Origin of the sequence: Pseudomonas sp. 9.2(2024) (assembly GCF_039695385.1) — a bacterium.
Lineage (GTDB): Bacteria > Pseudomonadota > Gammaproteobacteria > Pseudomonadales > Pseudomonadaceae > Aquipseudomonas > Aquipseudomonas paraglycinae.
Genome location: NZ_CP155585.1, coordinates 3,675,392 through 3,687,978, shown reverse-complemented (window position 1 = coordinate 3,687,978; position 12,587 = coordinate 3,675,392). Strand labels below are relative to the sequence as shown.

At 62.9% G+C, this 12,587-nt stretch carries 9 protein-coding genes; 3 read left to right on the top strand and 6 right to left on the bottom strand.

The window, feature by feature from the left end:
- Window positions 1-5: 5 nt before the first annotated feature.
- The 6 genes from ABFB52_RS16435 to ABFB52_RS16410 all read right to left on the bottom strand — a co-directional run bounded on the left by ABFB52_RS16435 (window position 6) and on the right by ABFB52_RS16410 (window position 6,805).
- Window positions 6-1,493, bottom strand: a complete 1,488-nt coding sequence (locus tag ABFB52_RS16435) for an amidohydrolase family protein (protein WP_129973529.1) — start codon at window positions 1,491-1,493, stop codon at window positions 6-8.
- Window positions 1,490-2,686 (bottom strand): amidohydrolase family protein, encoded by a 1,197-nt coding sequence (locus ABFB52_RS16430; protein ID WP_129973528.1) that lies wholly within the window; start codon window positions 2,684-2,686, stop codon window positions 1,490-1,492. Before ABFB52_RS16430 ends, ABFB52_RS16435 begins: the two co-directional genes overlap by 4 nt.
- Before the next feature lie 258 nt (window positions 2,687-2,944).
- Window positions 2,945-3,997 (bottom strand): extracellular solute-binding protein, encoded by a 1,053-nt coding sequence (locus tag ABFB52_RS16425; protein WP_007959451.1) that lies wholly within the window; start codon window positions 3,995-3,997, stop codon window positions 2,945-2,947.
- Window positions 3,998-4,015: 18 nt separating this feature from the next.
- Window positions 4,016-4,804 (bottom strand): ABC transporter permease, encoded by a 789-nt coding sequence (locus ABFB52_RS16420; RefSeq protein ID WP_007959453.1) that lies wholly within the window; start codon window positions 4,802-4,804, stop codon window positions 4,016-4,018.
- Window positions 4,801-5,718 (bottom strand): ABC transporter permease, encoded by a 918-nt coding sequence (locus ABFB52_RS16415; RefSeq protein ID WP_129973527.1) that lies wholly within the window; start codon window positions 5,716-5,718, stop codon window positions 4,801-4,803. The genes ABFB52_RS16420 and ABFB52_RS16415 overlap by 4 nt, the downstream gene beginning before the upstream one ends.
- A 1-nt stretch (window position 5,719) precedes the next feature.
- Window positions 5,720-6,805 (bottom strand): ABC transporter ATP-binding protein, encoded by a 1,086-nt coding sequence (locus ABFB52_RS16410; protein WP_129973526.1) that lies wholly within the window; start codon window positions 6,803-6,805, stop codon window positions 5,720-5,722.
- A 140-nt stretch (window positions 6,806-6,945) separates the two neighbouring features.
- Here ABFB52_RS16410 and ABFB52_RS16405 point away from each other — a divergent pair, with 140 nt between their 5' ends.
- The 3 genes from ABFB52_RS16405 (at window position 6,946) to ABFB52_RS16395 (ending at window position 12,541) form a co-directional block, all read left to right on the top strand.
- On the top strand, window positions 6,946-7,635 hold the full coding sequence (locus ABFB52_RS16405) for a GntR family transcriptional regulator (protein WP_102687600.1): 690 nt from the start codon (window positions 6,946-6,948) through the stop codon (window positions 7,633-7,635).
- A gap of 132 nt (window positions 7,636-7,767) precedes the next feature.
- Window positions 7,768-9,879 carry an ATP-binding protein gene (locus ABFB52_RS16400; RefSeq protein ID WP_129973525.1) on the top strand — a complete coding sequence of 704 codons (2,112 nt, stop codon included), beginning with the start codon at window positions 7,768-7,770 and terminating at the stop codon, window positions 9,877-9,879.
- A gap of 28 nt (window positions 9,880-9,907) precedes the next feature.
- Window positions 9,908-12,541 carry an excinuclease ABC subunit UvrA gene (locus tag ABFB52_RS16395; RefSeq protein ID WP_129973524.1) on the top strand — a complete coding sequence of 878 codons (2,634 nt, stop codon included), beginning with the start codon at window positions 9,908-9,910 and terminating at the stop codon, window positions 12,539-12,541.
- The last annotated feature ends 46 nt before the right edge of the window (window positions 12,542-12,587 follow it).

Below are 12,587 nucleotides of genomic sequence, written 5' to 3'. Positions count from 1 at the left end.
GTTCTCTAAAGAAGTGGATCGATGGCGCTCAATGGCGCCTCGGCGCTGTAGTCGTCGGCGAACGGAATGGCCGGCTGGAACAGGGTTTTCCAGTCCGGTCGGCCAAAGGCCCGGTCGCTGTGGCTGCGCATCAGTTTTTCGTATTGGCGCTGGGCCTGGCGTTGCAGAGTGGGGTAGTCGACGCCGTTGACCTGACCGTCGTGCATCACGCAGCGACCATCGATGTAACTGGCGATGCAGTCGTCGCCGCGCCCGGCCAGCAGCAGGTTTTTCAGTGGATCGAATAGCGGCCCCAGGTGCAGGCCGCGCAGGTTGAACACGGTGATATCAGCCTTGGCGCCGGGGGCCAGGCGACCGAGGTCGTCGCGGCCCAATGCCTTGGCGCCGCCGAGGGTCGCGGCGTTGTACAGATCGAGGCTGCTGGTCAGTGCCGAGCCGCCTTCCATCAAGCGGGCGATGTTCAGACCGTGGCGCATGTTGGCCAGCAAGTCCGCCGGCCAGGTGTCGGTGCCGAGGGCGAAATTGATGCCTTTGGCGCGATAACTGCCGAATGAGTTCAGGGCTTCGCCGTCACGGGCGAACACCAGTGGGCAGTGCACCAGACTGGCGCCGCCGTCGATGACCCGTTGCAGATCGTCATCGCCCGAGGTGTAGATGCCGTGGGGCAACAGGCTGCGCGGGTTGAGCAAGTCCAGCTGCTGCAACCAGCCCAGCGGCGTGGTGCCGCGCAACTGTTCGACCATCGCCACCTCACCCAGCGCCTGACAGCAATGCAGACGCATCGGCGCGTTCAGCTCGCGGCTCAAGGCGGACGTGCGCTGAAGCAGCGCCGGGGTGCAGGTCTGGATGCGATCCGGCAGCAGCGCACCGCGAATCAGCCCGGCATGCGTACCATCGAAATCCTTGAAAAACCGTTCGGCCGCATCCAGTCCCGCCAGGCCCCGTGCCTCATCCCAGTGATGGGCGAGAGTGCCGTCGGCGCGCCAGTAACTCATGCCGCTCATGTAGCAGGGGCCGAGATAGGTGCGCAGGCCCAGTTCGCCCGCCACATCGGCGACCGCCGCGAACTCGTCGTAGGTCTCCGCCCATTCGCGGTAGTACATCGAGGTGATCGGCATCGCCGTGGTGATGCCGTTGCGGATCAACTGGGTGAAGGCGTAGCGGTACTTGAAGACTTCTTCTTCGGGGCTGAACGACTCACGCGGGCCGGCCGCCAGATACTCCGCCGACCACATCCGGCCCATCGCGCGCTCGTCGCCGTTGTCCAGGGTCAGTACCGTGGAGTCGAGATCGCCGAGGGCGTCGAGGTCGATGAAACCGGGTCCGATCAGCGCATTGCCGTAGTCGATCCACTGATCCACCGGCCCTTGATAACCGCGCCCGACAAATTCGATACGCGATCCGCTGAATACCACTTCACCGTCACGCCACAGCACATGCTGCGTGCCGTCGAAGCCGACCACGCAACCGGCCTTCAGGCCGATCCGTTTCACAGACGGCTGCCCAGCAGACGACCGCCGCTGGCGATCAGTTCGCCGCCGCGATAGACCTGGCGCACAGGGCGCGAAACCACGGCTTCACCGAGGGTTTCGACCGGCATCAGCAGAAAATCCGCAGGCTTGCCGATGGCGAAGCCGTAATCCTCGATCCCCAATGCGCGCGCACCGTTCACAGTCGCGGCGTCGAACGCCGCCGCCAGTTCTTCGTCCTTGCCCAGGTCGAAACGGAACGCCAGCAGCATCGCCCGTTCCAGCATGTCGCCGTTGCCCATCGGCGACCACGCATCACGAATGCCGTCGGAGCCCAGACAAACGTTGACCTCGGCCTCACGCAACGCCATAAACGGCGGAACCGCGCAATCGGCCGGTGCCGAACTCATCAGCGAAATCCCCAGCGCCGCGAGGCGTTCGGCAACAGGTTTGACCTGGCTCCACGGCAGCATGCCGAGGCAATAGGCGTGGCTGATCATCACCCGGTTCTGCAGGTTGAAACGCTCGGTGTAATCGGCGATCCGGGCGATCTGCCACAGGCCCAGTTCTCCTTTGTCGTGCAGGTGAATGTCGACGCCACGCTGGAATTCGCTTGCCAGTTTGAACACGAAATCCAGCTGCGCGATCGGGTCGTTGTCGATGCCGCACGGGTCGAGCCCGCCGACGTTTTCCACGCCCAGGGCCATGGCTTCGCGCATCAGTTCGGCGGTGCCGGGGCGGCTGATCAGGCCGGTTTGCGGGAACACCACCAGTTGCAGGTCGATCAGGTCGTTGTAGGTTTCGCGCAGTTGTTGCATGGCCTCGACGTGGCGCAGGCCGAATTCCGGGTCAATGTCGACGTGGCAACGCATGGTCAGCGAACCCCGGGCGATGCAGTTTTCCAGCAGCGCGCCGGCGCGTTCGGCGATCGGCGCTTTGACTTCGCGCAGCACGCGGCGCTCGTTGCTGATGTAGTCCTTGAGCGTCGGGCCGGCGCTGTTCGGGCGCCAAGGCTGGCCGTACAGGGTCTTGTCGAGGTGGACGTGGCTTTCCACCAGCGGTGCGGTCAGGAGCTGGTTCTGGCCGTCGATGTCGGTGGCGGCCAGCGGGGTGCTGGAGGCCGGGCGGCGTCGGGTGAACTTGCCGTTTTCGATCAGCAGGTCTTCGGCGGGGGCGCCGTAGGGGCGGATGTTTCTGAGCCAGCGGGGGTGGGACATGGGAACCTCGGTGTTCTTTGAAATTTTTTCCCTCACCCTAGCCCTCTCCCTGAGGGAGAGGGGACCGAATGAAGGATATTGAAGAGCTACGCCGACCTGAATGAACGGCTCTGAATCCATAATCGACCAGGTCTTTCAGGTCGGCGGACAGCGCAAGACAACTCGGTCAGTCCCCTCTCCCTCCGGGAGAGGGCTAGGGTGAGGGGGCTTCCAGGCCGATCCGGGAGTTGGGCGTTCAGATAAACCAGCGATCCATGATCAACCCTTAAGCTTCGACCAGATCCGATCCTGCAGCTCTCGCGCCTTGTTGCTGCATTCCTTCTCCGGCCGCAGCCGCGAGGCGTATTCCTCGGGCATGTTGATCGCGTCCATGACCTTCCATTTCGCATCCAGCAACTGATCGCTCTGAATCCCGTTGGCATAGGCAATCGCGTTGGACACGGCCGCCGCGTTCTCCGGTTTCATCATCCAGTCGATAAAGATCTTGGCGTTGCCCGGATGCGGCGCGCTTTTCGGTACGGCGAAGTTGTCCTGGAACATTGCCAGGCCTTCTTTCGGGTACACGTATTTGATGGTGCTCTTCTGCAACGTGGCGCGGGCTGTCGAGCCGTTCCAGTTTTGCATCATGATCACTTCGCCCGAGGCCATGCGGTCGACGGTGTTGTCGGAGCTGTACATCTTCAAAAACGGTTTCTGCTTTTGCAGCAGTTCGAGGATGCGTTTGGCGTCCTGCGGGTTTTCCGTGCATTCGTCGACGTTCAGGTAATGGCTGGCGGCGTTGATCACGCTGCTGGAAGTGTCGAGGGCGGCGAGCTGGCCTTGCAGTTCCTTGCGCGGTTCGAAGAATTCTTTCCACGAATCATCGAGCTTGCCGCCCGGCACCCGGGCGCTGTCATAGGAAAACCCGGTGGTGCCCCACAGATACGGCGCCGAAAACTTGCGGCCCGGGTCGAAGCTCGGATCGCGGAACGGGCCTTTGACGTACTGGAAGTTGTTCAGGCTCGGGGCGTCGATTTCCAGCAGCAGATCCTGCTTGATCAGCGTCTGCATGATCGACTGCGACGGCACGATCACGTCATACGCCGCGCCGCCGGCCTGTAACTTGGCGAGCAGGGTTTCGTTGCTGTCGTAGCCGTCCATGGTGACCTTGATCCCGGTTTCCTTTTCGAACTTGGCCAGCAGGTCCACCGGGTAGTAATCGGTCCAGTTGTAGAAGAACAATTGCTTGGGTTCGGCGGCGTGGGCGCTGAACGCGGTGAAACAACTCAGGGCCAGACCGGAAATAGCCAAACGCATGCTTTTGGTTTTCATGAACAGAGCGCTCCAGGTTTATTGTTGTTTGCCGCGTTGGCCAAGCCAGAAGGCCAGCACCACGAGCACGATGGAAATCACCAGCATCAGGGTCGAAATCGCATTGATTTCCGGCGTCACACCAGCCTTGATCGCCGAGAAGATGTACACCGGCAACGTGGTCGAGCCGGGCCCGGCGACGAAGAAGGTCATGATGAAATCGTCGAGGCTGACCACGAACGCCAGCACCGAACCGGACAACACCGCCGGCCACAGCAGCGGCAAGGTCACGCGGCGGAACACCTGCCACGGGTTGGCGTACAGATCGTTGGCGGCCTCCAGCAGGCTCTTGTCCAGATCGTTGAGCCGTGCGCGGATCGGCAGGTAGGCGAACGGAATGCAGAAGCCGATGTGCGCGACGATCACCGTCATCAGCCCGAGCTTGATCCCCAGCGCCATGAACAGCAGCAGGGTGGCGACGGCGGTGACGATCTCCGGCAGGATCAGCGGCAGGTTGATCCCGCCCTCGACCATTTTCTGCCCGTAGAACGGCCGGTAAGTCGCCAGCGCCGCCAGCAGTGCAATGGTCGTGGCGCACACCGTGGCGATGGTCGCGACGATGATCGAGTTCAGCGCCGCCGTCTGGATCGACGGGTTGGCCAGGATCCGTCCGTACCAGGCGAACGAGAACTCGGTCCACACCGTCGCCGAGCGGTTGGCGTTGAAGCTGTAGGCGATCAACACCAGGATCGGAACGTACAGGTAGGCGAGAATCAGCAGGCTGATTTCCCGGGTCGCCGGGAGTTTTTTCAGGTGCAGAGAGATCATGCTTTCGCTCCCCGGTTCAGGGTTTTCGCCGCGCTGCGGCTGTAGAGGGCGTAGAGCACCAGCGACAACAGCAGAATCCCCAGCAACAGGAACGACAGCGAACTGCCCAGCGGCCAGTTGCGCGCGGTGCCGAATTGCTGCTGGATCAGGTTGCCGATCATCAGGGTCTTGCCGCCGCCAAGGATCGCCGGGGTGATGAAGGCGCCGAGGCTCGGCACGAACACCAGCAACGCGCCGGCAATCACCCCGGGCATTGACAGCGGCAGGATGATCCGGCGCAGCGCATGCCAGCGGTTGGCGCCCAGGTCATAGGCGGCTTCCACCAGACGCCAGTCGAGTTTTTCCAGGGTCGAGTAGATCGGCAGGATCATGAACGGCAGAAAGCTGCAGACCAGACCGACGCTGACCGCGAAGTCGTTGTAGAGCAGGGTGATGCCACCGGCGCTCGGAAACAGCGCGTTGAGGCTCTGGGCGACCCAGCCCTGTTCGCGCAGGATGATCAGCCACGCGTAGTTGCGGATCAGCAGGTTGGTCCAGAACGGAATGGTGATGAGCAACACCATCAGATTGCGTCGGCGCGGAGTCAGGCTCGACATCCACAGCGCCACCGGAAATCCGAACAGAAAGCACAGCACCGTGGTGCCGCCGGCCTGGAACACCGAGCGCAACAGCGCCTGGGCGTAGACCCAGTTCAGCTCCAGTTCGCCGTCGAAACCTTCCTGGAAAAACAGCTGCACGTAACTCTGCAGTTGCCATTGGGCCTGCCAGTCAACGCCGCCGTAGGTGTTGCGCGGCAGCAGGCTGATGTAACCCATGATCCCCAGCGGAATGGCGATCAGGGCGAGCAGGGTCAACACCACCGGGCTGAGCAACAGCGCGCGGTTGAGGGAGGGGGAAGTGCTGCTGACGCTCATCTCAGGCCTCCATCAACAGGCAGGCCTGGGGCGGTAAATGCACCGCCACGCGCTCGCCGACTGCACGACCACGGTTCAGCCCTTCGTTGTTTTCCCGCAACATGACTTTGATGTCGTTGTTCAAACGGCACTGGTACAGCGTCGCGGTGCCGACATACAGCACGGCCTCGATCACGCCGCGCAGATGATGGGGCTGATCCGCCGCGACCAGTTGCGAGCGCTCGGGCCGAAATGCCAGTTGCACGCTGTTGCCATTCACGCCCTGTGGCGGGCAGGGGATTTCCACCGGCATGCCGTTCGGCACGAAGATGTTTTCGTTGTGCTCGCCACGCTTGAGCTGACCGGGGAGAAAATTGATGTCGCCGATGAACTGGGCGACGAAGCGGTGCTGCGGGCGTTCGTAGATGTCGGTCGGGGTGCCGATCTGCAGGATCTTGCCGGCGGACATCACCGCAATCCGGTCGGACAGGGTCAGGGCCTCTTCCTGATCGTGGGTGACGAAGATGAAGGTGATTCCGGCTTCCTGCTGCACGCGCTTGAGTTCGACCTGCATTTCCTTGCGCAGCTTCAGGTCCAGCGCCGACAGCGGCTCGTCGAGCAACAGCACTTTCGGCTTCGGCGCCAGGGCCCGGGCCAGAGCCACGCGTTGCTGCTGGCCGCCGGATAATTCCGCCGGTTTGCGCCCGGCCAGGTGCTCCATCTGCACCAGCGCGAGCATTTCGTCGACCCGTCCCGGAATCGTCTTGCGATCAAGACCCTGCATCTCGAGGCCGAAGGCGATATTCTGCGCGACACTCATGTGCGGAAACAGCGCGTAACTCTGGAACACCGTGTTGACCCGACGCTTGAACGGCGGCAGGTGATTGACCGTTTCGCCCGCCAGACGGATCTCGCCGTCGCTGACGTGTTCGAAACCGGCAATGGTGCGCAGCAGGGTGGTCTTGCCGCAGCCCGAGGGGCCGAGGAGGGTGAAGAACTCGTTGTCGGCGATGTTCACCGATACGTTATCGAGGGCTGGCGCCAGGCCAGGATCATCAGAATACCGCTTGGATACATTACGCACTTCAATGGCTATTGGCTGACCCATAATGGTGCAATCCTCTAATTATTGTATGCAATATCTGAATGCAATTTAGAAATACCCGGATTAATCTGCTTGCGCAACCCCCCATTTCCCTGACTGAGTCGTTCGTCGGGCAGCGTTGCCAGCATTGAAGGAGTTTTTGAATGACCGAGAAAAAAACGGAAACCACGGTCGACCGCGTCTACCAAGGGGTTTACGAGGCGATCAGCAAGCGTTCGCTGCGTCCGGGTATGAAGCTGGGCGAGGCGTCGCTGGCGGAGTTGTTCAATGTCAGCCGCACGTCGGTTCGTGCCGCGCTCAAGCAACTGGAGGCCGACGGACTGGTCACCACCGAGCCCAATAAAGGTGCGTCGGTATCGTTGCCCAGCGATGAAGAGATCCGTTCGCTGTTCGAAACCCGGCGCCTGATCGAGATCGGCATCGTCACTGAGTTGTGCCGGCGAAAGGACTCTGCGGTGATGCAGGACCTGCGCGATCACTTGCTGCTGGAAGACGAGGCCCACGAAGCCGGCGATCACGAGCGGCTGATTCACCTGCTCGGCGAGTTCCACATCAAACTGGCCCGCAGTCTGAACAACCCGGTGTTGCTCGACTGGTTCCAGAAGCTGATTTCCCGCGCCTCGCTGTACGCCGCCGCGCTGGATGACGACAGCCACGAAGCTTGCCGCGACGACGAGCACCTGCGGCTGATCGAGTACATCGAGGCCGGCAACCAAAGCGCGGCGATCGAGCTGACCTGCATGCACCTGGACGGCATCCAGAAGGCGATTCTCGACGTCGCTGCGAAGATGAAGAGCGGCTACCATCCGCTCAAGCACCTGATCGAGGTCTGAGCATCAAGCCCAGGTGAAATCGGCTATACCTCTAATGAAACCATCGCTGCCCGACACGCTCGAAACAGACGGGCGTGGCGTTTGAACGCGCGGCGATAGAACCGGACCCACTACAAGGCGTTGAAGCAGCTGATGCAGTTTTTATCCGATAGCCATGGGTGTGACGGCTGGCAAGGCGAGATGGCCGGGCGCATTCGTGCGTTTGACTGGAGCAGGACTGATCTGGGCCCGCTCGAAACCTGGCCGGCCAGCCTGTGCAGCACGGTCCAGCTGATGCTGGCTTCGCCGCTGCCGATGGTCATGCTCTGGGGCCATGCCGGTTACATGATCTACAACGATGCCTATTCCCGATTTGCCGGTGGCCGGCATCCGTATCTGCTGGGGGTGCCGGTAGAACTGGGCTGGCCGGAGGTCGCTGACTTCAATCGCCATGTGGTCGACACCTGTCTGGCCGGCGGCACCCTGGAATATCGCAATAAGGTCCTGGTGTTGCTGCGCGATGGCGTACCCGAGGATGTCTGGCTCGATTTGTATTACAGCCCGGTGGCCAACGATGCCGGTGTGCCTTCGGGCGTCATGGCGATGGTGGTGGAAACCACTGAACTGGTGCTGTCCGAACGCTTGCGTCAGGCTGCCGAAGATGCCTACCGCGCCGACAACGAACGGGTGCGCCTGGCGCTCAATGCCGGGGCACTGCTTGGCTCGTTTGTCTGGGACGTCAGAAACAATGTGCTGTCGGCCGATGAGCGATTTGCCCGCACATTTTCCTTTCCGCCGGATCAGGACCTGACCAACCTGCCGCAGCACGTTACCGAGGCGCACATTCATCCCGACGACCGCAGTTGGGTGCAGGAATGCGTCGAGAATGCGGTGCGCACCGGCGAGCCGTACAACGCCGAATACCGCGTGATACGCGCTGATGGCAGTTTCCTCTGGGTGCTGGCCAGCGGTTGCTGCGAGTTCGACGAGCAGGGACAGCCGTTCCGTTTTCCCGGCGTGCTGATCGACATCCACGAGCGCAAGATCGCCGAAGAGTCCCTGCTCAAATTCACCCGCAATCTCGAACAACGGGTGGCTGATGAAGTCGGCGCGCGTCTCTCCGCCGAAGAGCAACTGCGCCAGTCGCAGAAACTCGAATCCATCGGCGGCCTCACCGGCGGCGTGGCTCACGACTTCAACAACCTGCTGCAAGTGATCGCCGGCAACCTGCACCTGCTGGCGCGACATGAACCGAACAACGCCAACGTCCAGCGCCGGGTCAGCGCCTCGCTGGCGGCGGTGGAACGTGGCGCCAAGCTGTCTTCGCAACTGCTCGCGTTTGCCCGGCGTCAGCCGCTGTCGCCGGCGGTGTGCAATCCCCGGCAGATCTTCGAAGGCGTCGGCGAGTTGCTGCAACGAGCCCTGGGCGAAACCATTCAGATCGACGTGCAGCTGCCGGAAGATCCGTGGCACATCAACGTCGACCGCAATCAACTGGAAAACGCCATTCTCAACCTGGCGATCAATGCCCGGGACGCCATGAAGGGCGAGGGCACCATTGTGCTCGGTGCCTCGAATCTCTCACTGGATCGGGCGTTCTGCTCGGGCAAGGGCATCGTGCCGGGGGATTTCGTCCGGGTTTCGGTCAGTGACAGCGGCGTCGGCATTGCCCCGCACATACTCGAGCAGGTGTTCGAACCGTTCTTCACCACCAAGGCCGACGGCCAGGGCACGGGCCTCGGCTTGAGCATGGTGTTCGGCTTCGTCAAACAGAGCGGCGGGCATGTCGAGATCGACAGCCAGGTGGGCCAGGGCACGCGAGTGCAGTTGTATTTCCCGCGCAGCCTGCGCCCCGTGCTCGATGACTCGCCGAGCGTCAATCATCAGCAAGCGGGTGGTCACGAGACGATCCTGGTGGTCGAGGACAACGAAGCGGTGCGCACCTCGGCCGTCGAGTTGCTGCGCGAAGAGGGCTACCGTGTGCTGATTGCCGGCAACGGCGATGCGGCCATGCAAATGTTGATGGAAGGCGCCCGGGTCGACCTGATCTTCACCGACGTGGTCATGCCCGGTCTTATCAAGAGCTCCGATCTGGCGGCGTGGGCCAAGGTGCAAGTGCCGCCGGTGGCCGTGCTGTTCACCTCGGGGCACACCCGCGACATCATCTCGCGCAACCACCAGCTCAGCCCCGACACCCATTTGCTCGGCAAACCCTATGGCCCCGAAGCACTGCTGCAGATGATCCGTTCCGTGCTCAGCACCTGAGCTCCAATCCCCTGACCAAGGCTGGCCCATGACTTCCAGACGCAATTCCAGTTCTGCCGCCGGCATGGTTCGCGTGCGCGGTGCCCGTGAACACAATCTGAAGAACGTGGACGTCGACATTCCTCGCGATGCACTGGTGGTGTTCACCGGGGTGTCGGGTTCGGGCAAGTCGTCGCTGGCGTTTTCGACGCTGTATGCCGAAGCCCAGCGGCGCTATTTCGAATCGGTGGCGCCCTATGCGCGGCGGCTGATCGATCAGGTCGGCGTGCCGGACGTCGATTCCATCGAAGGCCTGCCACCGGCCGTGGCCCTGCAGCAACAGCGCGGCACGCCGAGCACGCGCTCGTCGGTGGGCAGCGTGACCACGCTGTCGAGCCTGATCCGCATGCTGTACTCGCGCGCCGGCAGCTATCCGCCGGGGCAGCCGATGCTCTACGCCGAGGACTTTTCACCGAATACGCCGCAAGGCGCCTGCCCGCAGTGCCATGGATTGGGGCGGGTGTACGAAGTCACCGAAGCGCTGATGGTGCCCGATCCGAATCTGACCATCCGCCAGCGTGCTGTGGCGTCCTGGCCGCTGGCCTGGCAGGGGCAGAACCTGCGCGACATCCTGGTGACCATGGGCATCGACGTCGATATTCCCTGGCGCAAACTGCCGAAAAAGCAGCGCGACTGGATCCTCTTCACCGAGGAAACACCGACGGTTCCGGTGTACGCCGGGCTGACGCCGGAAGAGACCCGCGTCGCCCTCAAGCGCAACATGGAGCCGAGTTATCAAGGCACCTTCACCGGCGCCCGGCGCTACATCCTGCACACCTTCACCCATTCGCAAAGTGCGCTGATGAAGAAGCGCGTGTCGCAATTCATGCTCGGCAGCCTGTGCCCGTTGTGCGATGGCAAGCGCCTCAAGCGCGAGGCGTTGTCGGTAACGTTTGCCGGGCATGACATCGGCGAGTTGTCGCGCATGCCGTTGCTGCAAGTCGCCGAAGTCTTGAAACCGGTGGCGGACCCGAGCTGGCTGGAACACGCCGATGAAGCCGGCGAAACCCTGTCCCACAGCCAGACCCGCGAAGCCCGCCAGCAGCGCGTGGCCCATGGCGCCAGCGGCCACGCCAACGCGCCGGACGTGCGCCATACGCCGAACCTGTCGCTGGAAAAACGCCTGGCCGCGCAGCGCATTGCCGAGGACTTGCTGGACCGGGTCAGCACCCTGACCGATCTCGGGCTCGGATATCTGGCGCTGGAGCGCAGCACGCCGACCCTGTCGTCCGGCGAGTTGCAGCGACTGCGGCTGGCCACCCAACTGGGCTCGCAATTGTTCGGTGTGATCTACGTGCTCGACGAACCTTCCGCCGGCCTGCACCCGGCCGACGGCGAGGCCCTGTTCGAAGCGTTGCAGCGTCTGAAGGCCGACGGCAACAGCGTGTTTGTGGTCGAGCACGATCTGGACACCATGCGCCGCGCCGACTGGCTGATCGACGTCGGCCCGGCGGCCGGTGAAAAGGGCGGGCAGATTCTCTACAGCGGCCCGCCGCCGGGGCTGGCCGCGATCGAGGACTCGCAGACCCGCGCCTATCTGTTCGCCGAACAGCAACGGCCAACCCGCGCCGCGCGCAAACCGTCCGGCTGGTTGAAGCTCGACGGCGTCACCCGCAACAACCTGAATAACCTCAGCGCCGAATTTCCGCTGGGCTGTTTCATCTCGGTCACCGGCGTCTCCGGTTCCGGCAAGTCGAGCCTGGTCAGCCAGGCGCTGCTGGAACTGGTCGGCGCGCAGCTCGGGCGCAGCGTCAGTGACGCCGAGCCGGAAGAGCTCAACCTGGAAGACGATACCCCGACTGCCAGTACCGGCCAGGTCAGCGCCGGGCTGGAGTCGATCAAGCGTCTGGTGCAGGTTGATCAGAAACCCATCGGCCGCACCCCGCGTTCGAATCTGGCGACCTACACCGGGCTGTTCGACAACGTGCGCAAGTTGTTCGCCGCGACCGACGAGGCGAAAGCGGCGGGTTACGACGCCGGGCAGTTTTCCTTCAACGTCGCCAAGGGTCGCTGCCCGACCTGCGAAGGCGAGGGGTTTGTCAGTGTCGAGTTGTTGTTCATGCCCAGCGTTTATGCGCCGTGCCCGACCTGCCATGGCGCGCGTTACAACCCGGAGACCTTGGCCATCCTTTGGCAGGGCTTGAGCATCGCGCAGGTGCTGCAGCTTACGGTGGACGAAGCAGTGATGGTGTTTGCCGAGCAACCGGCGATCCGCCGTTCGCTGGAGGTGCTGCGTGATATCGGACTCGGTTATCTGCGCCTCGGGCAACCGGCGACCGAACTGTCGGGCGGCGAAGCCCAACGGATCAAGCTGGCCACCGAGCTGCAACGCAGCCAGCGTGGCGCCACGTTGTATGTGCTGGATGAACCGACCACCGGGTTGCACCCGCGCGACGTTGACCGCTTGCTGGAGCAGCTGGATGCGCTGGTGACGGCGGGGCACACGGTGATCGTGGTCGAGCATGAAATGCGCGTGGTGGCGCAGAGTGACTGGGTGATCGACATCGGCCCGGGTGCGGGGGATCAGGGCGGCAAGATCGTCGTGGCCGGGACGCCGCAGAAAGTGGCGGCGAGCAAGAAGAGCCGGACTGCGCCGTTTCTTGCCCGTGCCTTGAACCGATAACTGAGTCGCCTGGGCGGGCCTCATCGCGGGCTTGCCCGCGATGGCG